General features: G+C 41.4%; 18 protein-coding genes. 11 read left to right on the plus strand and 7 right to left on the minus strand.

From position 1 onward, the window contains the following. Positions 1-19: 19 nt before the first annotated feature. The 3 genes from sucC to thiD all read right to left on the minus strand — a co-directional run bounded on the left by sucC (position 20) and on the right by thiD (position 3,124). On the minus strand, positions 20-1,150 hold the full coding sequence (sucC, locus tag AB5217_RS01745) for an ADP-forming succinate--CoA ligase subunit beta (protein WP_032843456.1): 1,131 nt from the start codon (positions 1,148-1,150) through the stop codon (positions 20-22). A 199-nt stretch (positions 1,151-1,349) separates the two neighbouring features. Beyond that, on the minus strand, positions 1,350-2,237 hold the full coding sequence (fabD, locus tag AB5217_RS01750; protein WP_004295871.1) for an ACP S-malonyltransferase: 888 nt from the start codon (positions 2,235-2,237) through the stop codon (positions 1,350-1,352). 50 nt (positions 2,238-2,287) lie between these two features. Continuing rightward, a complete protein-coding gene (thiD, locus tag AB5217_RS01755; protein WP_004295872.1) occupies positions 2,288-3,124 on the minus strand; it encodes a bifunctional hydroxymethylpyrimidine kinase/phosphomethylpyrimidine kinase in 837 nt (278 codons plus the stop codon). 340 nt (positions 3,125-3,464) lie between these two features. On the opposite strand from thiD, the gene AB5217_RS01760 reads away from it, so the two are divergent. From AB5217_RS01760 to xylE, 4 genes are all read left to right on the plus strand, one after another. Beyond that, positions 3,465-4,196 carry an NUDIX hydrolase gene (locus AB5217_RS01760; RefSeq protein ID WP_004295874.1) on the plus strand — a complete coding sequence of 244 codons (732 nt, stop codon included), beginning with the start codon at positions 3,465-3,467 and terminating at the stop codon, positions 4,194-4,196. 116 nt (positions 4,197-4,312) lie between these two features. Then, entirely contained in the window at positions 4,313-5,836 is a 1,524-nt protein-coding gene (locus AB5217_RS01765; RefSeq protein WP_032846269.1) for a xylulokinase, read from the plus strand. 41 nt (positions 5,837-5,877) lie between these two features. Further along, positions 5,878-7,194, plus strand: coding sequence for a xylose isomerase (xylA, locus tag AB5217_RS01770; RefSeq protein WP_004295876.1), 1,317 nt, complete (start codon positions 5,878-5,880; stop codon positions 7,192-7,194). A 138-nt stretch (positions 7,195-7,332) separates the two neighbouring features. Next, a complete protein-coding gene (xylE, locus tag AB5217_RS01775; RefSeq protein ID WP_009041295.1) occupies positions 7,333-8,787 on the plus strand; it encodes a D-xylose transporter XylE in 1,455 nt (484 codons plus the stop codon). Between the two features lie 1,054 nt (positions 8,788-9,841). On the opposite strand, the gene AB5217_RS01780 is transcribed toward xylE, so the two are convergent. Further along, entirely contained in the window at positions 9,842-10,318 is a 477-nt protein-coding gene (locus tag AB5217_RS01780) for a hypothetical protein (RefSeq protein WP_032846271.1), read from the minus strand. A 401-nt stretch (positions 10,319-10,719) separates the two neighbouring features. On the opposite strand from AB5217_RS01780, the gene AB5217_RS01785 reads away from it, so the two are divergent. After that, positions 10,720-12,258, plus strand: coding sequence for a carbon-nitrogen hydrolase family protein (locus tag AB5217_RS01785; RefSeq protein ID WP_004295880.1), 1,539 nt, complete (start codon positions 10,720-10,722; stop codon positions 12,256-12,258). A 97-nt stretch (positions 12,259-12,355) separates the two neighbouring features. Here AB5217_RS01785 and AB5217_RS01790 read toward each other — a convergent pair whose 3' ends face one another. Further along, positions 12,356-13,405: a DUF2776 domain-containing protein gene (locus AB5217_RS01790; RefSeq protein WP_032846272.1), complete on the minus strand. Its 1,050-nt coding sequence runs from the start codon at positions 13,403-13,405 to the stop codon at positions 12,356-12,358. A 210-nt stretch (positions 13,406-13,615) separates the two neighbouring features. Here AB5217_RS01790 and ileS point away from each other — a divergent pair, with 210 nt between their 5' ends. The 5 genes from ileS to AB5217_RS01815 all read left to right on the plus strand — a co-directional run bounded on the left by ileS (position 13,616) and on the right by AB5217_RS01815 (position 19,732). Then, positions 13,616-17,104, plus strand: a complete 3,489-nt coding sequence (gene ileS / locus AB5217_RS01795) for an isoleucine--tRNA ligase (RefSeq protein WP_368112653.1) — start codon at positions 13,616-13,618, stop codon at positions 17,102-17,104. A gap of 35 nt (positions 17,105-17,139) precedes the next feature. After that, positions 17,140-17,520 carry a TraR/DksA family transcriptional regulator gene (locus AB5217_RS01800; RefSeq protein WP_004295883.1) on the plus strand — a complete coding sequence of 127 codons (381 nt, stop codon included), beginning with the start codon at positions 17,140-17,142 and terminating at the stop codon, positions 17,518-17,520. Between the two features lie 97 nt (positions 17,521-17,617). After that, complete coding sequence (locus AB5217_RS01805; protein WP_004295884.1) at positions 17,618-18,274, plus strand: lipoprotein signal peptidase; 657 nt, start codon at positions 17,618-17,620, stop codon at positions 18,272-18,274. Further along, positions 18,264-19,340, plus strand: a complete 1,077-nt coding sequence (locus tag AB5217_RS01810) for a DUF4296 domain-containing protein (RefSeq protein WP_004325888.1) — start codon at positions 18,264-18,266, stop codon at positions 19,338-19,340. The genes AB5217_RS01805 and AB5217_RS01810 overlap by 11 nt, the downstream gene beginning before the upstream one ends. Before the next feature lie 5 nt (positions 19,341-19,345). Beyond that, positions 19,346-19,732: a hypothetical protein gene (locus AB5217_RS01815; protein ID WP_004325889.1), complete on the plus strand. Its 387-nt coding sequence runs from the start codon at positions 19,346-19,348 to the stop codon at positions 19,730-19,732. Here AB5217_RS01815 and AB5217_RS01820 read toward each other — a convergent pair. Continuing rightward, positions 19,683-20,447, minus strand: a complete 765-nt coding sequence (locus AB5217_RS01820; RefSeq protein WP_128131936.1) for a TrmH family RNA methyltransferase — start codon at positions 20,445-20,447, stop codon at positions 19,683-19,685. The genes AB5217_RS01815 and AB5217_RS01820 overlap by 50 nt on opposite strands. A gap of 142 nt (positions 20,448-20,589) precedes the next feature. Here AB5217_RS01820 and AB5217_RS01825 point away from each other — a divergent pair, with 142 nt between their 5' ends. Next, positions 20,590-22,899, plus strand: coding sequence for a BamA/TamA family outer membrane protein (locus tag AB5217_RS01825; RefSeq protein WP_004325891.1), 2,310 nt, complete (start codon positions 20,590-20,592; stop codon positions 22,897-22,899). Here AB5217_RS01825 and AB5217_RS01830 read toward each other — a convergent pair. Further along, positions 22,853-23,305: a hypothetical protein gene (locus AB5217_RS01830; protein WP_004295890.1), complete on the minus strand. Its 453-nt coding sequence runs from the start codon at positions 23,303-23,305 to the stop codon at positions 22,853-22,855. The two genes, AB5217_RS01825 and AB5217_RS01830, sit on opposite strands and share 47 nt — an antisense overlap. Positions 23,306-23,396: the final 91 nt, after the last annotated feature.

A 23,396-nucleotide genomic window follows, 5' to 3' on the forward strand; every position in this document is an offset into this window, starting at 1 on the left:
TTAATGATTTGGGTACTTATTATGCTTTCAGAGCCATAAGAGCAGCTTCTTTCATCGTTGTGGCTATTTGGAAACGGCTGTAATTCCGTAACAGTTCCCGTCCGATATGCTCATTAGTGCCTGTAAGCCGTACGATAACAGGTATATTACTGTTTATCTGCTCGAATGCCTGAAGAAGCCCCATTGCTACATCATCACAGCGGGTGATTCCTCCAAAAATATTAATCAGGACCACTTTCACTTTTTCATCCTGCAATAAAAGTTTCATGGCTTTAATTACCTTGACAGGATTGGAACTACCACCAATGTCGAGAAAATTGGCTGGCTGACCTCCATAAAGTTTAATCATGTCCATAGTAGCCATAGCGAGTCCGGCACCATTTACCATACAACCGATGTTACCATCCATGTGGACATAACTGAATCCTTTATCTTTAGCGTCTGCTTCTATTCTTTCTTCCTCCGTCGGATCAAATAAAGCATGTACCTCTGGATGGCGATAGAGCGCATTGTCATCAAAAACAATCTTTGCGTCAATAGCCATCAACGTACCTTTCTTGGTTAGTGCCAGCGGATTTACTTCCACTAATGATGCATCATTTTCCATGAAGATCTTATAAAGTTCCTGAAGGATGGCCGCCATTTTACCCGCCTGCTCCATTTGAGGAAAGAGGGAGAAAGCAAAACGCCTTGCCAGATAGTCGGGAAGACCAATAAATGGATTGATTGAATATCGGATGATTTTCTCCGGTGCTTGACGGGCTACCTCTTCGATATCCATACCGCCGGATGCACTCATCATCAGAACGACAGAACGTGTATTTCGGTCGATGGTGTAACTGACATAATATTCGGCAGCAATATCTACCGCCTCACTAACCAGTACTTGATTGACCGGAAGTCCTTTAATACTCATTCCGAGAATATTTTTAGCTTCCTGATAAGCATCTTCCGTATTGTTTACCAGTTTCACTCCTCCGGCTTTTCCCCGGCCTCCGGTTAATACCTGTGCTTTTATAACCACCCTGTCTGTTCCCATCCTCCGGTAAGCGGCTATGACACCTGCGGCTGTACGGCATAAAGTGTGCCTCTCGACAGGTATTCCGTACTTGGAGAAAATCTCTTTCGCTTGATATTCATGTATTTTCATGGCTCATAAATTTGAGTAAATGATTCCTGTAATAAAAACAATAGCAAGATACGGAAAGTTTGCCGGAAAAGAAAAGTAATGGGGTGTTATACAACATGTTAATCCGTATGCTATGAATAGGCTTAATATAAAAAAGCGTGTTGGCAATAGTTACCAACACACTTCATATATTTAAAGATAAAGTCTTTCTTACGGATGCTTATGCAATACCGTGAGCGTTGACAGTACCGTCAATTTTCTTAATCAGTCCTTGAAGTACTGCACCCGGGCCACATTCTGTAAAATCAGTAGCACCGTCGGCAACCATATTCTTAACAGACTGTGTCCAGCGTACGGAAGCAGTCAGCTGGGCAACCAGGTTCTTTTTGATTTCTGCAGGATCAGTGTGAGGAAGTGCGTCTACATTCTGATATACCGGACATTTAGGAGTATGAATTTCCGTAGCCTTGATAGCAGCTTCCAATTCAACTTTGGCAGGGTCCATCAATGGAGAATGGAAAGCACCACCTACTTTCAGCGGAAGGGCACGTTTAGCTCCGGCCGCTTTCATCAGTTCGCAAGCTTTTTCGATACCTGGTACAGAACCGGAGATAACGATTTGTCCCGGGCAGTTGTAGTTAGCCGGTACGCAAACTTCACCTTCTGCATTTACTGCTGCGCAGATTTCTTCTACTTTCTCATCAGGCAATGCTATAATGGCAGCCATAGTAGAAGGAGTAGCTTCACAAGCTTTCTGCATAGCCATTGCACGTGCATAAACAAGTTTCAAACCATCTTCAAAACTCAATGCACCGGCAGCTACCAATGCAGAGAATTCGCCGAGTGAGTGGCCGGCAGTCATTTCCGGTTTGAAGTCATCACCCATGCAAAGAGCAGAGATAACAGAGTGAAGGAATACGGCAGGCTGAGTAACCTTTGTCTGACGAAGATCTTCGTCTGTGCCGTCGAACATGATATCTGTAATGCGATATCCGAGGATATCATTTGCTTTTTCAAACAATTCTTTTGCTAAAGCTGAGTTTTCATACAGGTCTTTACCCATTCCTACAAATTGAGCGCCTTGACCGGGAAATACAAATGCTTTCATATTTTTATTATTTAATTGATTTTTAATTGCGGGTGCAAAGTTACGTATTTTTATGATACAACCGCACAAAATGTACACATTTGTGCAACGGAGTCCGGAAAATGCCATAAAGGGCCGTTGCCGTGTCCGACATTCAATTCTTTTCCTGCGATAATAGCTTGAGTGATATACGTTTTAGCGTGCTGGATGGATTCTCGCATGGGGTATCCTTTGGCCAGATAAGTAGCAATGGCAGAGGAGAGGGTACACCCGGTTCCATGCAGGTTATGGCTTTCTATCTTTTTCTCCTCATATATATGATAGATAGATTCGGACGTGTGCAAAAGGTCGCACATATTGTCTCCCTCCAGATGTCCGCCTTTTAACAAGATGCTAGTGTGATAATCGTCCGTCAGCATTTTGGCGGCTGCCTGCATGTCTTGAATGTTGTGAATACTTTTACCTGTAAGCACCTTCGCTTCGTCGATGTTGGGGGTGATTAATGTCACAAGCGGCAAAAGTTCTTTTTTTATTTCTTCTATAGCTTCATCTGTCATGAGTTTCTTTCCGCTGGTAGACACCATTACCGGATCGTAGACGACGTATGCAGGTGAATATTTTTGTAAACAGTCGGAAATCACACGAACAATTTGAATATCATTTACCATTCCTATTTTGATGGCAACCGGTTGCAGGTCGTCCATCACTGCTTCTATTTGTCCACGAACAATGTCAGGGGCGATAGATTGTACGGCACGTACTCCCAGTGTGTTTTGTATGGTGATGGCAGTAATAGCCGATGCCGCATAGCCACCTAAAGCGGAGATTGTTTTTATGTCTGCTTGAATACCTGCGCCTCCCGAACAATCGGAGCCGGCAATGGATAAAATGACTGGATGACGTTCCATTTTAGTTTTTTTAATATTTACCCGACAAAGATAGAATAAAAAACGATAAGGTACAAAATGGCATATCGTTTAAAATACAATAAGTACCTTTACCGCTATCTGCTGGAAATGATATGAAAAGTACTGATAATAAAGCGTCCATCTAGTTTTTGTACTTTATACAATTACTCACTCGCGGAAATACTAAAATACATATTGTAATTCGTAAGATAACACTAACTATTCATATTGTAGAATGTATGATATGTATTTATATGAAAAACAATGTTTTATAGCATGTTTCTTATTTTGTTTTGATGGTTTGTAGCCTCTATATTTGCATCGTCTTAAAGAAATAGATATGCAAAATTTACAGAAAAATACACCTTTAGCAAACAATCATATATCAGTAGACTGTGTAGTGATTGGTTTTGACGGAGAACAACTGAAAGTGTTGCTTGTAAAACGTGCAGGTGAGGATAATGGAGAAGTATATCATGATATGAAACTTCCCGGAAGTCTTATCTATATGGATGAAGCCCTGGATGAAGCTGCACAACGAGTTTTGTATGAACTGACAGGACTTAAAAATGTGAATCTGATGCAGTTTAAAGCATTTGGTTCTAAAAACAGAACGAGTAATCCGAAAGATGTACGTTGGTTGGAAAGAGCTATGCAGTCAAAAGTGGAGCGTATTGTTACCATTGCATATTTGTCGATGGTGAAGATAGATCGTACGTTGGATAAGAATCTGGACGATCACCAGGCTTGCTGGGTCGCTTTGAAAGACGTGAAAACACTGGCTTTCGACCATAATCTGATTATAAAGGAGGCAATGACTTATATTCGTCAGTTCGTAGAATTTAATCCTTCCATGTTGTTCGAATTGCTTCCGCGTAAATTTACAGCCGCACAATTAAGGACTCTTTTTGAATTAGTATACGACAAAGCCGTGGACGTGCGTAACTTCCATAAAAAAATAGCAATGATGGAATATGTAGTTCCTTTGGAAGAAAAACAACAAGGAGTGGCTCACCGTGCTGCCCGTTATTATAAATTTGATAAGAAGATATATAATAAGGTAAGAAGATAGCCCCTGTTCAAGTAAGTATCAAGTATTAAGTATTAGGCGTTGAATGTTAAAGTATTAATAGTCGGGCATTGAGCGTTAAATCGTAAATAGTAAATCGTTTAATCGTAAATAAAATTATGTTTCTATTAGGTTATGACATAGGTAGCTCGTCTGTAAAAGCGAGTTTGGTAAATGCGGAGACTGGTAAATGTGTATCCTCGGCATTTTTTCCGAAAACAGAAGCGAATATTATTGCAGTGAATCCCGGATGGGCGGAACAAGATCCTGAAAGTTGGTGGGAAAACTTAAAGTTGGCTACGCAGGCTATTATGACCGAATCCGGAGTGAGTGCCGCTGAAATTAAAGCCATCGGTATCTCTTATCAGATGCACGGATTGGTTTGTGTTGATAAGAATCAGCATGTATTGCGTCCTGCTATCATCTGGTGTGACTCCCGTGCGGTGCCATACGGTCAGAAAGCGTTTGAGACAATCGGGGAGGAGAGATGTCTTTCTCATTTGTTGAATTCGCCGGGAAATTTTACCGCTTCCAAGTTGGCGTGGATTAAAGAAAACGAACCTGCCATCTATGAGCAGATTGATAAGATAATGCTGCCGGGCGATTATATTGCCATGAAGTTGAGTGGAGAAATCTGCACAACTGTTTCCGGACTTTCGGAAGGTATGTTCTGGGATTTCAAGAACAACCGGGTGGCTGATTTCTTAATGGATTATTACGGGTTTGATTCTTCTTTGATTGCAGATATTAAGCCGACCTTCGCTGAACAAGGACGTGTAAATGCAATAGCTGCCAAAGAGCTTGGACTGAAAGAAGGGACACCGATTACTTATCGTGCAGGCGACCAGCCTAACAATGCCCTTTCTTTGAACGTGTTTAATCCGGGAGAGATTGCTTCTACGGCAGGAACATCGGGAGTGGTTTATGGCGTGAACAGTGAAGTGAACTATGATCCGCAGTCACGCGTCAATACCTTTGCGCATGTCAATCATACCATAGATCAGACACGTTTGGGAGTATTGCTTTGCATCAACGGAACGGGTATTCTCAATTCATGGGTAAAACGCAACATTGCTCCCGAAGGAATATCTTATAATGAAATGAATGTATTGGCTTCCAAAGCTCCTATCGGCAGTGCGGGAATCAGTATTCTGCCCTTTGGTAACGGTGCCGAACGTATGCTGAACAATAAAGAAATCGGTTGCAGTATCCGTGGACTGGATTTTAATACGCATGGCAAACATCATATTATTCGTGCCGCTCAAGAAGGTATTGTATTCTCTTTTAAATATGGCATTGATATCATGGAGCAAATGGGAATTCCTGTGAAGATGATCCATGCCGGACACGCTAATATGTTCTTGAGTTCTATCTTCCGTGATACTTTGGCGGGAGTCACAGGAGCTACTATCGAGCTTTACGATACGGATGGTTCCGTAGGCGCTGCGAAAGGTGCGGGCATCGGTGCAGGTATCTACAAGGATAACAATGAGGCATTTGCTACGCTTGACAAACTGGATGTGATTGAGCCTAATGTGGCAAAACGACAGGAATATGCTGACGCGTACGCAAAATGGAAATACCGTCTTGAAAAGTCGATGACCGGTAACATACCGGCTCCGGTTCTGTCTTCAGATAAATAATTAACAATTTAAATAATAACCATTTTAAAAATAAAAGAATTATGGCAACAAAAGAATTTTTCCCGGGAATTGAAAAGATTAAGTTCGAAGGTAAAGATAGTAAGAATCCGATGGCATTCCGTTACTACGATGCTGAAAAGGTTATCAACGGTAAGAAGATGAAAGATTGGTTGAGATTTGCTATGGCATGGTGGCATACTTTGTGTGCTGAAGGTGGCGACCAATTCGGTGGCGGAACAAAACAATTCCCTTGGAATAGTAATGCTGACGCTATACAAGCTGCAAAAGATAAAATGGACGCGGGTTTCGAATTCATGCAGAAAATGGGTATCGAATACTACTGTTTCCACGATGTAGACTTGGTTTCTGAAGGTGCAAGCATCGAAGAATACGAAGCTAACTTGAAAGCAATCGTAGCTTATGCAAAACAGAAACAAGCTGAAACTGGCATCAAACTGTTGTGGGGTACTGCCAACGTATTTGGCCATGCACGTTATATGAACGGTGCTGCTACTAACCCTGATTTTGACGTAGTAGCTCGTGCTGCTGTTCAGATCAAGAATGCAATCGATGCAACTATTGAACTGGGTGGTCAGAACTATGTATTCTGGGGTGGCCGTGAAGGCTATATGTCTCTTCTGAATACAGATCAGAAACGTGAAAAAGAACACCTGGCAAAAATGCTGACCATCGCTCGTGATTATGCTCGTGCCCGTGGTTTCAAAGGTACTTTCCTGATTGAACCGAAACCGATGGAACCGACAAAACATCAGTATGATGTAGATACAGAAACAGTAATCGGATTCCTGAAAGCTCATGGCTTGGATAAAGATTTCAAAGTGAACATTGAAGTAAACCACGCAACTTTGGCTGGTCACACTTTCGAACACGAATTGGCAGTAGCAGTAGACAACGGCATGTTGGGTTCTATCGACGCTAACCGTGGTGATTATCAGAATGGTTGGGATACAGACCAATTCCCGATTGACAACTACGAACTGACACAAGCTATGATGCAAATAATCCGCAACGGCGGCTTGGGTAACGGTGGAACAAACTTCGACGCTAAAACTCGTCGTAACTCTACTGACCTGGAAGATATCTTCATCGCTCACATCGCAGGTATGGATGCTATGGCTCGTGCATTGGAAAGTGCAGCTGCTTTGCTGAACGAATCTCCCTATAAGAAAATGTTGGCTGACCGTTACGCTTCATTCGATGGTGGTAAAGGTAAAGAATTTGAAGATGGCAAGTTGACTTTGGAAGATGTAGTTGCTTATGCTAAAGCAAACGGTGAACCGAAGCAGACTAGCGGTAAACAAGAGCTTTATGAAGCAATTCTGAATATGTATTGCTAATTAACCCCACCACAGATTACACGGATTGTCACAGATTAATTTTCTTCTCTCTTATTTTGAATTTTATCTGTGTCAATCTGTGAAATCTGTGGTGATATAAATCCAACTACTACAACACTACTTTATCTACTTATAACCATGATTAATACAACGAACGAGGGTAGTAAACTCTACCTATATTCGATAACCTCTGTCGCCATTTTGGGAGGACTGCTTTTCGGATACGATACAGCGGTTATTTCCGGTGCAGAGAAAGGCTTGGAGGCTTTTTTTCTTTCGGCCTCTGATTTTCAATACAATAAAGTAATGCATGGAATCACATCTTCCAGTGCATTAATTGGCTGTGTACTGGGTGGTGCTTTGTCCGGTATATTTGCTTCCCGTTTGGGACGTCGTAATTCTCTAAGGCTTGCTGCCGTACTCTTTTTCCTTTCAGCATTAGGTTCCTATTATCCGGAAGTCTTGTTTTTCGAATACGGAAAGCCGAACATGGATTTGCTGATTGCTTTTAATTTGTATCGTGTTTTGGGCGGTATCGGTGTTGGACTGGCTTCTGCAGTCTGTCCGATGTATATTGCTGAAATTGCTCCTTCTAATATTCGTGGAACGCTTGTATCGTGTAACCAGTTTGCTATCATTTTCGGTATGTTGGTAGTATACTTCGTGAATTTCCTGATTATGGGCGACCATCAAAATCCTATTATTTTGAAAGATGCAGCAGGTGTACTGTCTGTTAGTGCTGAATCTGATATGTGGACTGTTTATGAAGGATGGCGTTACATGTTCGGTTCGGAAGCTTTCCCTGCCGCTTTCTTCGGTCTGTTATTGTTCTTTGTTCCCAAGACTCCTCGTTATCTTGTATTGATACAGCAGGATGAAAAGGCTTATTCGATCCTTGAAAAGATCAATGGTAAGACAAAAGCACAGGAAATTCTTAATGATATTAAAGCTACTGCTCATGAAAAGACAGAGAAAATCTTTACTTATGGAGTGGCAGTAATTGTGATCGGTATTTTGCTTTCTGTATTCCAACAGGCTATCGGTATTAATGCGGTACTTTATTATGCTCCTCGTATTTTCGAAAATGCAGGTGCAGAAGGAGGTGGCATGATGCAGACAGTTATTATGGGTATTGTAAACATTGTCTTTACATTGGTTGCAATCTTCACTGTAGACCGCTTCGGACGTAAACCACTATTGATAATCGGTTCTATTGGTATGGCTGTAGGTGCATTTGCGGTAGCAATGTGTGATAGCATGGCAATAAAGGGTGTTCTCCCGGTACTTTCAGTGATTGTGTATGCAGCATTCTTTATGATGTCTTGGGGACCGATTTGCTGGGTGTTGATCTCGGAAATATTCCCGAACACCATCCGTGGTAAAGCGGTAGCAATCGCCGTAGCATTCCAATGGATATTCAATTACATTGTATCTTCTACTTTCCCGGCACTGTACGACTTCAGCCCGATGTTTGCATATAGTTTATATGGCATAATCTGTGTGGCTGCTGCTATCTTCGTTTGGCGTTGGGTACCTGAAACGAAAGGTAAGACACTGGAAGATATGAGCAAGCTTTGGAAAAAAAATAAATAAATTAGGTTAGTGTAATTTCATCATGCCATTATGACTTCGGTTTCTTGGCATGGTTCTATTAAGATTATGACATCGTACCAAATGGTAGGGTGTCATAATTGTTTTTATTTGAAACTTTTGGGAACTACTATAAAGTTGAAAAAACATGAAAACATCTGCCACCTGCAACCAAACGCGTGTAATGCACTAGTTGATAAATAGTTGGAGCGTTGCAGATACTGTTGCAGATAGGTTGCAGATCAAAGTATCTGCAACACAGTATAAATCTTACATAAGCCAATTCTCCAGGAGGGCAAAAGTTAATTGTATATATTAACTTCCCGTTTCCAGGCGGGGAATTGTCGTTTCCGGCATTAGAAATTACGGTTTCCACGGTAGGAAACGAGAGTTTCTAAGGCGGGACACTACAGTTTCTACGCAAGGATACTGTCGTTTCCCCGTAGAGACACCACCATTTCTCCATAGAGTCACCCCAATTATCCCATAGCTTTGCATAAAGGAATCAAGGCTTTTTCTTTGATTATATAACGTGTTGCAGATACTTTATCTGCAACCTATCTGCCGCAGGTATCTGCAACGCTCCAACTATTTATCAACTAGTGCATTACACGCGTTTGGTTGCAGGTGGCAGATGTTTTTATGTTTTTCAACTTTATAGTAGGAAAAACTTTCATTCATTTCAGTACAGTTCTTAATTAAATGGGAATTTAGCGGTTAAATGGGAATTTTGCAGTTAGGCTGAAAGCCTTACAATTATATATTTATTGGGGTGCCCTGAAAGGGCTTAATTATATAGCGTAGGGCAACGCCCTACGAAAAAGACACACCAGCCACAAGCCCTGAAAGGGCGGAACTGTATACAATTATGCCCTTTCAGGGCGCAAATTCAGATTGTCGTTTTTTCGTAGGGCGTTGCCCTACGCTATAGAATTAAGCCCTTTCAGGGCACTCCGCAAAATTATCATTTAGCTCATTTATATTCTGAAAAGAATTAAAACCGTCAAGAAACGAACTACTTTTAGCGTCAGTTCGATGCAATATCTATCTGTATGACTTAACGGTCAGATACATTCTCCAAAGTTTCGGAAGGTTTGCCGTCCAAGAGCTTTTCCAAGTCACGTAATTGACGTTGATAATCCTGCAACATCTGACTGACAAAACCACGATAGCAAGAAGCTGATATCAGAAAGTCCGACCATTTCGCCCATTCTTCAAAAATCTTTTGACACTCTGTGCGAGGTGAATTTTGTAAAGAAAAGAAATGCAGGCAAGCCTTTTGCATCTCCGGCATCCCATTTTCCCATGAACGGTCGAGGTTGGTTAACGCTTTAATAAAATGTTTGATTTTGTGGTGTAACGCTCCCAAACGTTGTAATTCCGAACGATCGACTGATACAGTAGGGCATAGTCGTCGTGATTGGGCTAAATAAAACTGTTTTAGGTTTTCTTTTTCTTCCAGATTAGGAAAATTAGCTTCCTGCCGATTGCTTCGAACGGTTTTTACAGGTGCATTGTTTTGTTCTTCATGCATGATACAACGGTTTTAAGATAGGCGGGAATAAAAAAACGGTTCCGCCTTTCCCGTTGACTAACACTCCACAGAAGCTGGGGACGCATTAACGTTCCCCACGGGGGTACGAAACCGCGTATCTACGGCAGCAACAGGCATAAAAATGCCTGCTACTGGAGTTGAAGCAGGTTCACTGCTTCTGTGGGTATAAAATGTTAGTCGCTGCAAATGTACGATAATTTTCGGAAGTCGCAAATTAAACGGTGCAAGAATCTGTATGAAAATTATGTGATGTTAAAGCACTGTAGCCATTTCTGAAGCATGTATTAAAATTAAGTATAATGCATTTTTAATTTTGCAATGACAATGTATAAAGATAAACAGTACCTTTGCACAGTCTTTATATAAAAACACGTATTGTTATGGAACAACATCCGATAAAAATTAATAAAGTGCAGATACGCAATCTGCAAATAGAAGATTATGTACAACTATCCCAATCGTTTACCCGTGTTTATTCTGACGGTAGCGATGTATTTTGGACTCGTGAGCAGATTCAGAAGTTGATTAAAATCTTTCCGGAAGGTCAGATCGTCACAGTCGTTGACGATAAAATAGTTGGTTGTGCTCTTTCCATTATTGTTGATTATGATAAAGTAAAGAACGACCATACGTATGCACAGGTTACGGGTAAGGAAACATTTAATACACATAATCCCAAAGGAAATATCCTGTATGGCATTGAAGTATTCATCCACCCGGGCTATCGTGGTTTGCGTCTCGCACGTCGTATGTATGAATATCGTAAGGAGCTTTGCGAAACATTGAATCTGAAAGCGATCATGTTTGGCGGACGTATCCCGAATTATCATAAATATGCTGACAAAATGCGTCCAAAAGAATATATCGAACGGGTACGTCAACGCGAGATTTATGATCCGGTACTTACTTTCCAGTTGTCGAATGACTTTCACGTTCGTAAGGTAATGACTAATTATCTGCCAAATGATGAAGAATCAAAACATTATGCTTGTTTGCTCCAGTGGGATAATATCTATTATCAGCCACCTACACAGGAATATATCAGTCCCAAAACTACGGTTCGCGTAGGACTGGTGCAATGGCAGATGCGTAGTTATAAAACGTTGGATGACCTGTTCGAACAAGTAGAATTCTTTGTGGACGCAGTATCCGATTATAAAAGTGATTTTGTTCTTTTCCCGGAATATTTCAATGCTCCTTTGATGTCGAAGTATAACGATAAAGGAGAATCACAGGCTATTCGCGGATTGGCAAAGTATACGGATGAAATTCGGGAACGGTTTATGAATCTGGCTATTAGCTATAATATCAACATTATAACCGGGAGTATGCCATACGTAAAAGAGGATGGATTGCTTTATAATGTAGGTTTCCTTTGCCGACGGGATGGAACCTACGAAATGTATGAAAAATTACACGTCACTCCCGATGAAATAAAAAGTTGGGGACTTAATGGTGGTAAACTTCTGAATACTTTTGACACGGACTGTGCAAAGATTGGAGTTTTGATCTGCTATGATGTCGAGTTCCCCGAACTTTCCCGCCTGATGGCAGATCAGGGAATGCAGATATTATTTGTTCCTTTCCTGACAGATACCCAGAATGCCTATTCCCGTGTTCGTGTTTGTGCGCAGGCACGTGCCATCGAGAATGAATGTTTTGTAGTCATTGCCGGAAGTGTCGGAAATCTTCCCCGTGTGCACAATATGGATATTCAATATGCCCAATCGGGGGTATTTACCCCATGCGACTTTGCTTTTCCAACAGACGGAAAGAGGGCAGAGGCAACTCCTAACACCGAAATGATTTTGGTATCGGATGTTGACTTGGATTTGCTGAACGAGCTGCATACTTATGGTAGTGTACGCAACTTGAAAGACCGTAGGAATGACCTGTATGAGGTGAGATACAAGAAATAAAAAGAGTGACGCTATGCTGTCCGGATAGCGTCACTATATGCCTTGGATAGCGTCACTATCCGGGGCATATAGTGACGCCCTTTTGATAGAATATTTTTTATTTGGATGACGTGCCACTCTCTAATATACTAACGATAGAAAACAGCGTAAAGCAAATAGCTCCGAGACCTACCAAAACACGTGCCGGAATGAAATAATCAGCATGTATAGTGGCAAGCTCGAATACAAAAGCCGCCAGGAACAGACAAGCCAATGCCGTAAATACCGGAATCATAGGAATACGGTTGGCTAATTTGAATTCTTGCCTCCATATCTTAGCCAGCAGGATTACTTTGCTGGAAATACTGTAACATACCAACCCCAATCCGAGCATAATATATCCGGTGGTACCGTTTGCACTTCCGGAATCTGCCAAAATCACGAATAATCCCCATACAAAAGAGATAGATCCCATTAATAAAACCAGTTTCGGCCATTTATTCCGTTCTTTTTCTGAATAATCATTACGTATCTGGCGTGCTATGGTAGCTACCAGCGCAATCAAACTGGTACAAATACATGCCAGACCGACCATTACATGCCCCGCCACATAATAAGCAGGATGAGAATGACTGTTGCTCAATAATACAAATGCCCATATCCATGCGATCAGCGAAACGATGATGGCAACAATGACCAATGCCCGTCTCTGATTAAGGGAAAAAGCTCCTTCCGGAACCTCATTACTTGTCGCTTTTGAATTCCTCGGAATTAAAGAGAATCGGGTAGAAGAGGTGGCGGCGGTAGCTACACAAGTGGTAATAAATCCAACGCCGGTGATAACGTGTCCTGCAACAAATGCAGAGGTGGAAGTGGCATTACTGAAAATGCAGATACCTCCAATAATAGTAATGATGGCTGCCAGATAGCCTATAACCGGCAAAACGTATTTGGCCGATTTATTATAAGTATGTATGATTTGCCGGATGATAGTGGCAGCCGTGCAAAACAGTGCAATGCATATCATACCGAGTGAAAACACAACAGGACCGGCCACAACACGACTCCCGTCATCTCCATAACCATAAATAAACGCTCCGTATCCGAAGCAAAAAATAGCCATCGCCAAAGGGATTGCTCTGAATAAAATGCTAATACCGTAATTCATAAGTTAAAGTGCTTTTAGGTTTCCCACTAAAACAAGGAGATACCTGTTTTGTTTAGGCTGTAGGCGGTTTATAATCGTTAACTTCACACGAATCCGATTAAAAGTCTTAGCTTTTTGCTCAACTAAACAAATGTTTTTGTAAATTTGCACCCTTAAAAATGGGGATACCCCTCAAATTGTAAATTGTAAATAGTAAAATCGTAGACAGCTATGGGTAAGAGATTTACTGAATATTCGCAGTTTGACCTTTCGCAGGTGAACAAAGATGTGCTGAAGAAATGGGACGAGAACCAGGTTTTCGCCAAGAGTATGACAGAACGTGATGGTTGTCCTTCGTTCGTGTTTTTCGAAGGACCTCCCTCGGCTAATGGTATGCCGGGTATTCACCATGTAATGGCTCGTACCATTAAGGACATTTTCTGTCGCTACAAAACGATGAAGGGTTATCAGGTGAAGCGTAAAGCCGGATGGGATACGCACGGACTGCCTGTGGAACTAAGTGTAGAAAAGGCATTAGGTATCACAAAAGAAGATATTGGTAAGAAAATCTCTGTTGCCGACTACAATGCGGCTTGTCGGAAAGACGTGATGAAATATACCAAGGAGTGGGAAGACCTGACTCATCGGATGGGATATTGGGTGGATATGAAGCACCCTTATATCACGTATGATAATCGCTATATTGAAACATTATGGTGGCTATTGAAGCAACTGCATAAAAAAGGATTGTTGTATAAAGGATATACGATCCAACCGTATTCACCGGCTGCAGGAACAGGATTGAGCTCACATGAGTTGAATCAACCGGGCTGTTATCGGGACGTAAAAGATACAACAGCCGTTGCCCAATTTAAAATGAAGAATCCTAAACCGGAAATGACGGAATGGGGAACTCCTTATTTTATCGCCTGGACAACTACTCCATGGACATTGCCTTCAAATACGGCTCTTTGTGTGGGACCCAAAATTGACTATGTGGCTGTACAGTCTTACAACGCTTATACCGGAGAACCTATCACGGTTGTTCTGGCAAAAGCTTTATTGAATGTACACTTCAATGCAAAAGCTGCTGATCTGAAATTGGAGGACTACAAAGCTGGAGATAAACTTGTACCATTTAAAGTGATTGCCGAATATAAAGGTACTGATCTTGTCGGTATGGAATATGAGCAGTTGATCCCTTGGGTGAAACCGGTTGAGGTATCCGAAGATGGCAACTGGAAGCCTAGTGATAAGGCTTTCCGTGTAATACCAGGTGATTATGTTACTACAGAAGATGGTACAGGTATTGTTCACATTGCACCTACATTTGGTGCAGACGATGCGAATGTGGCACGTGCTGCAGGAATCCCGTCATTGTTCATGATTAATAAGAAAGGCGAAACTCGTCCGATGGTGGATTTAACTGGTAAATTCTATCTGTTGAATGAGTTGGATGAGAATTTCGTAAAAGAATGTGTTGATGTAGATAAATACAAAGAATATCAGGGTGCATGGGTGAAAAATGCTTATGATCCTCAATTTATGGTGGATGGCAAATACGATGAGAAAGCTGCGCAAGCTGCCGAATCTTTGGATATTGTCATTGCCATGATGATGAAAGCAGACAACAAGGCTTTCAAGATAGAAAAGCATGTCCACAACTATCCGCACTGCTGGCGTACAGACAAACCGGTACTTTATTATCCGTTGGATAGCTGGTTTATCCGTTCTACCGCTTGCAAGGAGCGAATGATGGAATTGAATAAAACCATCAACTGGAAACCGGAATCTACCGGAACCGGCCGTTTCGGCAAGTGGCTGGAAAATCTGAATGACTGGAACCTTAGCCGTTCTCGTTATTGGGGTACTCCATTACCTATCTGGCGTACAGAAGATAATACGGATGAGATATGCATCGAATCTGTAGAAGAACTTTATAATGAAATCGAGAAATCGGTAGCTGCCGGATTTATGAAATCCAATCCATACAAGGATAAAGGTTTCGTGCCGGGTCAATATTCGGAAGAAAATTATGATAAGATTGATCTTCACCGTCCTTATGTAGACGACGTCATATTGGTATCGAAAGACGGCAAACCGATGAAGCGTGAATCAGACTTGATTGATGTATGGTTCGATTCGGGTGCTATGCCATACGCGCAGATCCATTATCCGTTCGAAAATAAAGAACTGTTGGATAACCGTCAGGTATATCCGGCTGACTTTATCGCAGAAGGAGTAGACCAGACTCGTGGTTGGTTCTTTACCTTGCATGCTATCGCTACCATGGTATTTGACAGTGTGTCCTACAAAGCTGTTATCTCTAACGGTTTGGTACTCGATAAGAACGGTAACAAGATGTCTAAGCGTTTGAATAACGCTGTCGATCCGTTTACTACGATTGAAAAGTATGGTTCCGACCCGTTGCGTTGGTACATGATTACCAATTCTTCTCCGTGGGATAACCTGAAATTTGACGTTGAAGGAGTGGAAGAGATTCGCCGTAAATTCTTCGGTACCTTATATAATACGTATTCATTCTTTGCGCTTTATGCGAATGTAGACGGATTTGAGTATAAAGAAGCGGATGTACCGATGGCAGAACGTCCGGAGATCGACCGCTGGATCTTGTCTGTATTGAATACATTAATAAAGGAGGTAGATACATGCTATAATGAATATGAACCGACAAAGGCAGGACGTTTGATCTCTGATTTTGTGAATGATAATTTGTCCAACTGGTATGTTCGCCTGAATCGTAAACGTTTCTGGGGTGGTGAATTTACACAGGATAAATTGTCTGCTTATCAGACATTGTACACTTGTCTCGAAACAGTTGCCAAACTGATGGCTCCTGTATCTCCGTTCTATGCAGACCGGTTGTATACTGACTTGATTACAGCAACAGGACGCGACAATGTAGTTTCTGTCCATCTTGCCGAATTCCCGAAATATCAGGAAGAAATGATAGACAAGGAACTGGAAGCCCGCATGCAAATGGCACAGGATGTTACATCTATGGTGTTGGCATTGCGCCGCAAGGTGAATATCAAGGTACGCCAACCGCTACAGTGTATCATGGTTCCGGTGGTAGATGAAGAGCAGAAAGCTCATATCGAAGCTGTGAAGAACCTGATTATGAATGAAGTGAACGTAAAAGAAGTCAGATTCGTTGATGGTGCAGCCGGTGTATTGGTGAAAAAAGTGAAATGTGACTTTAAAAAGTTAGGCCCGAAATTTGGCAAGCAAATGAAAGCAGTAGCTGCTGCTGTTGCAGAAATGTCACAGGAAGCGATCGGTGAATTGGAGAAAAACGGAAAGTATACATTAAATCTGGATGGTGCGGAAGCTGTTATTGAAGCATCAGATGTCGAGATCTTTAGTGAAGATATTCCGGGATGGTTGGTTGCCAATGAAGGCAAACTGACAGTAGCGCTTGAAGTGACTATTACCGAAGAACTGCGTCGCGAGGGTATTGCTCGTGAACTGGTGAACCGTATTCAGAATATACGTAAGTCAAGCGGCTTCGAGATTACAGACAAAATAAAAATAACAATCTCGAAAAATACGCAAACAGATGATGCGGTAAATGAATATAATACTTATATTTGTAACCAGGTTTTAGGCACATCTCTTGAACTTGTAGATGAAGTGAAAGACGGAACAATGCTGGAGTTTGACGACTTCTCATTGTTTGTGAACGTGATAAAAGACTAATACTATATTGATTAACCTTTTAAAATTGTAAAGTTATGGCAGAAAAGACTAGATATTCGGATGCGGAACTCGAGGAATTCCGTGCCATTATTATGGAGAAACTGGAATTGGCACAACGTGACTATGAACAGTTGAAGAAAAGTTTGATGGGACTGGACGGTAATGATACCGACGATACATCTCCTACGTATAAAGTATTGGAAGAAGGAGCTAATACGCTCTCCAAGGAAGAAACGACCCGACTGGCACAACGTCAGCTGAAGTTTATCCAAGGATTACAAGCTGCTTTGGTACGTATTGAGAATAAAACGTACGGCATTTGCCGTGAAACCGGAAAGTTGATTCCGGCAGAACGTCTGCGTGCTGTTCCTCATGCTACATTAAGCATTGAAGCAAAGAACAGTGGTAAAAAATAACAGATAGCAAGTAGGCTACAGGTAACGAGCTACAAGTAGCTGCGCAAAGTTTACGCACGGCACTTGTAGCTCGTTATGTTTAACTTATAATAAACACATGAAGAAACTATTCACGAAGGGGAGAATTGCCCTTCTCGTTATCTTTTCCGTATTGATTATTGACCAGATCATCAAGGTCTGGATTAAAACTCACATGTACTGGCACGAAAGTATACGTGTGACCGATTGGTTTTATATCTATTTCACCGAAAACAACGGGATGGCTTTCGGTATGGAAATCTTCGGCAAGTTATTCCTGACAACATTCCGCATTGTTGCAGTAGCATTGATAGGGTGGTATCTCTATAAAATCATAAAGAAAGGGTTCAAAACAGGTTATATCGTCTGTGTGGCTCTTATTCTGACCGGTGCTTTGGGGAACATCATAGATAGCGTGTTCTATGGAGTTATTTTCAATGAAAGCACTCATTCGCAGATTGCCAGTTTCATGCCCGAAGGTGGTGGATATTCTACCTGGTTTTACGGAAAAGTGGTGGATATGTTTTACTTTCCGATTATAGATACAAACTGGCCTACATGGATGCCGTTTGTGGGTGGAGAGCATTTTATATTCTTTAGTCCGATCTTTAATTTTGCGGATGCCGCTATCAGTTGCGGTATCATTGCCTTGTTACTCTTTTATAGTAAATATTTGAATGAGTCTTATCATTCGCTGGATAAAGATAAAAAGGAAGCTACGGATCATGAAAAATAAATTTCGGTTTCATCTGTGTCTCATCTGCATGTTCGTTTTTGCGGTAGCCGGGTGTAAAGTGAAAAGACCCAGTGATGTAATCTCGGAATCGAAGATGGAGAATTTGCTGTATGATTATCATGTGGCAAAGTCTATGGGAGATAATTTGCCTTATAGTGAGAACTATAAGAAAGCATTGTATATCGACGCCGTTTTCAAGAAATACGGGACTACACAAGCTGCATTTGACTCATCCATGGTTTGGTATACCCGTAACACAGAGATTTTATCGAAAATTTATGATAAGGTGAAAAAACGCTTGAAAGACGAACAGGAACTTGTTGGCGACCTGATAGCCAAGCGTGATAAGAAACCGAAAATGACTAAGCAGGGTGATAGCATCGATGTCTGGCCGTGGCAGCGTATGGTACGTTTGACCGGTGAAATGATGGATAATCAATATGTATTTACTTTGCCGACCGACTCTAACTACAAAGACCGGGATACACTGGTATGGGAAGTGCGGTATCGTTTCCTGGAGCCGATGCTTGCCGACTCTTTAAGAGGTGTCACTATGGCTATGCAGGTGATTTATGAGAAAGATACGATCAATCATTGGAAAAAGGTGACTGAACCGGGTGTGCAACAAATTCGTTTGTTTGCAGACACATTAGGTTCGATGAAAGAAATAAAAGGGTTCATTTATTATCCGATGGATAGCCAGGAAAAAGGCGGGGCAGTATTGGCCGACCGCTTCATGATGACTCGTTATCATTGTACGGATACGCTCGCATTTGCTGTACGCGATTCTTTGAATAAGATAGAAGCATTGAAAGCGGATTCTTTGAAGAAGATAGCTACTAAAGAAAATGCCGACTCTTTACATAAGGTCATAGACAAGAATAAAGATGACATTCAGCGTCTGACACCGGAAGAGATGAACCGTCGTCGTACGGGAACTCATCGTGAGAAGAAGCCGGAGCAGATTCAGGTGGAACAGCATATCCAAAAGGAACGGATAGAGCAAAGAAAAGAACGCCAGATGAATCAACGCAGGAAGCAGCAACAAAGACGTTCAAACAACTGATTGTAATGAAACGTTTTGCTTCTCATTATTTGCTGATACCTGCCGTCGGATATATGAAGCAGCAGGTAGTGGAGATCACTGACGAAGGAGTTGTCCGAGGTGTGTTCCCATTGACCGAAGAGATTGAATCGGTTGAATGGATGCCGGGAGTGATTGTGCTGCTTTCTGAAAGTCAGGTGGAAAAAATAAAAAACACTGGGATGATTTTAAAAAACATTCCAGTGTTTCAAATCAATCTTCCCAGTGTTTCGAATCAATCTTCTCAATGTTTTAATGAGTATCTGCAGGAAGCAGAAAAGAAGGGGGAAGCTTTATTTCCTTATTTGTTTTATCCTTTTGATTTTACTTCCATGCAGCCTGTCGACGGAACTCGGCACAGATTACTGCGGTAGCAATGGCTACATTCAGAGACTCGGATGTCTCTTGGCCTGCCGGATAATTGGGGATATATAATTTTCGGTTGATTAATGTGGCTACCTCTTTCCCTATGCCATTCCCTTCATTTCCCATTACGATCAAGCCATTGGCCGACAATGGTTGTTCATACATGTTTTTTCCATCCAGAAACGTACCGAACACAGGAGTATCTCCGAGCGACCGGATAAAATCGGGGAGGGAAGTATAATGTACTTTCACCCGGGCAATTCCACCCATAGTGGCTTGTATGGTCTTAGGGTTATATACATCTACCGTATTCTGCGAGCAGATAATATGTTCGATGCCAAACCAGTCGGCCAGACGGATAATGGTACCTAGATTTCCGGGATCCTGCACATCGTCCAATGCAAGGCAAAGTGATGAACGAACTGCCTCCGGATCCAAAGTATATTGTGGTTGTTCGAAAATAGCAAGTACCTGTTGGGGAGTTTTCAATAAACTGGCCCGTGAAAGATCTTCCTGTGAAACTTCTACCAGTTCACTTGCATCTATATCGGGATGTTCCTGAAGCCAGGAGGAAGTGGCTGCTAAAAAACGACAAGGAAAATGTCCGAGTAAATCACCTACCAATTTAGGACCTTCAGCCAGAAATACTCCCTCTTCTTTGCGTATTTTCTTCAGTTCCAGCGAGTGGATATACTTTATTTTGTTTTTACTTAGTGATGCCATAAATTTGATATTCTTTTGCAAAGCTATAAAGATATTTCCAATCTATCCTTACTTTCCTCTCTTTTTCTTAATTTATTTTTCCCGTCGGAAAATATAATTTATCTTTGTAAGCGCATTTTTTATGCTATCGATGTAAAACCGTATGAGGAGAAATTTTCTTTATTTACTTGCTTCTGCTGCTGTCTTGTCACTTGCTTCGTGTACTACCACTAAGTTTGTGCCGGATGGTTCTTATTTGCTGGATGAAGTTAAAATTCGTACGGACCAGAAAAACATACGGCCTTCTTCCTTACGTATGTATGTTCGTCAAAATCCTAATGCCAAGTGGTTCAGCCTGATAAAGACTCAACTTTATGTCTACAATCTGTCGGGACGTGATTCAACCAAATGGGGAAACAAATTTTTAAGAAGGATAGGGGATGCTCCTGTAATATATAGCGAGGACGAAGCGAAACGCTCTGAAGAAGAAATCACTAAGGCTGTGCACAATATGGGATATATGGCGGCAACCGTGAAGCGTTCGACTAAAATAAAAAAGAAAAAGATTAAACTGTATTATGATGTAACGGCCGGCAAACCCTACGTTGTTCAATCTATCAAATATGATATTTATGATCCTAAAATAGCCTCTCTTCTCAAACAGGATTCTGCCAGAAGCTTGTTGAAGGAAGGAATGTATTTGGATGTGAATGTATTGGATGCGGACAGGCAACGTATCACGAATAAGTTGCTTCGGAATGGCTATTATAAATTTAATAAGGATTATATCGGATATACGGCCGATACGGTTCGTAATACTTATAATGTAGATCTGACTCAACATTTGCAGATGTATAAAGCGCATGCGATTGATTCGGCAAGGGCACATCAGCAATATTGGATCAATAAGATTAATTTTATTACGGATTATGACGTTTTGCAGTCTTCTGCCTTGAGTAGTGTGGATATTAATGATTCGGTTCATTATAAGGGATATCCGATTTACTATAAGGATAAGCTCTATTTACGTCCTAAAGTGCTTACGGATAACCTCCGGTTTGCTTCCGGCGATTTGTTTAATGAGCGTGATGTGCAGCAAACTTATTCCAGTTTCGGGCGTTTGTCTGCATTGAAATATACGAATATCCGTTTTATCGAGACTCAAGTTGGAGATTCAACAATGCTCGATTGTTACGTGATGTTGACTAAGAGCAAGCATAAATCGGTATCCTTTGAGGTAGAGGGAACCAATTCTGCCGGTGACTTGGGAGCGGCAGCTTCCGTTTCTTTCCAGAATAGGAATCTCTTTCGCGGGTCGGAAACGTTTATGATAAAATTCCGTGGAGCGTATGAGGTTATTTCCGGGCTTCAGGCAGGCTATTCAAATAATAACTATACGGAGTATGGAGTGGAAACGAGTATCAACTTTCCTAATTTCCTGTTCCCATTCATTTCCTCTGATTTTAAACGGAAAATCAGGGCTACAACAGAGTTTGGTTTACAGTATAATTATCAGTTGCGACCGGAGTTCTTGCGTACGATGGCTTCTGCTAACTGGAGTTACAAGTGGACACAACGCCAGAAGATACAACACCGTATTGATTTGATAAATATTGCTTTCCTTTATTTGCCCCGTATTTCTGAAAGATTTAAAGAAGACTATATAAATAAAGGACAGAACCATATATTCCAGTATAATTATCAGGATCGACTGATTATAAATATGGGATATAGCTATAATTATAATAGCGTGGGAGGATCGATTATCAATAATACGATTGCTTCTAATTCATACTCCATCCGTTTTAATTTCGAATCGGCGGGAAATGTAATGTATGCTCTGTCAAAGGCTGCAAACATTCGGAAGAACAGTAATGGTGAATACGCTATTCTGGGAATTCCTTATGCTCAATATCTGAAAGGGGAGTTTGATTTTGCTAAGAATATCAGAATCGATTATCGTAACTCTTTTGCGTTTCATGCTGGTGTGGGAATAGCTGTACCTTATGGAAATGCGAAGACTATTCCGTTTGAGAAACAATATTTCTCTGGTGGAGCCAATAGTGTCCGCGGATGGAGTGTTCGCGATTTGGGACCGGGCTCTTTTGCAGGAAATGGGAATTTGCTCGATCAATCCGGAGATATTAAACTGGATGCCAGTATTGAATACCGAAGCAAGTTATTCTGGAAGTTTCAGGGGGCGGTATTTATTGATGCTGGTAATATCTGGACCATCCGGAGTTATGCCAATCAACCGGGAGGGGTTTTCAAGTTTGATAGGTTTTATAAGCAAATAGCAGTGGCCTACGGATTAGGTCTCCGCCTGGATTTGGATTTCTTTATTTTGCGTTTTGACGGAGGTATGAAAGCTGTCAATCCTGCCTATGAAACGAGGAAAGAGCATTTCCCCATCATTCATCCTAAATTCAGTCGTGACTTTGCTTTCCATTTTGCTGTGGGATATCCTTTCTAATCAGCCATTTATTATTTACTCTTACTAATTCGAGCGTATCTTGCAGGGAACTTACGTATTCCATTTTTCCTCCGATGGGATGAATGACGAATGCATTTTTGATTTGGCAGACAACCGACGCTTCTTCTAAATTAGCATCTATCTCACTTGAAATAACAGAAACTTTTGCAGCGCCTCGTGTCTTAAGTTGCTCCAGATGGGGTTGCCCGACATTAGATGCTAAGAAACTAAGATAAGATTGAGAAGAAGGCGTGCTCCATTCTTTGGCGACCGGATAATTGAAATTATAAAAGGCTTCACAGAAATCTATGGCTGTCTGTTCTATTTGAGTTTGAGGAGTCTGTTGCTGACAAGATAGACAGGTGAAGATTAGAACAGAATAGATAAGTGTATGTAGTTTATTCATAGTACAAAAGATTCTTGATAGAAGAAGATAAGATTGAAAAAGGAGATGAAACTCCTATATGATGTTTCATCTCCTTCGTATTTGTTTTTAT

This window comes from Bacteroides sp. MSSM.1001136sp1_RTP21357st2_D2_RTP21359_211015 (assembly GCF_040913205.1).
Taxonomy (GTDB): Bacteria; Bacteroidota; Bacteroidia; order Bacteroidales; family Bacteroidaceae; genus Bacteroides; species Bacteroides ovatus.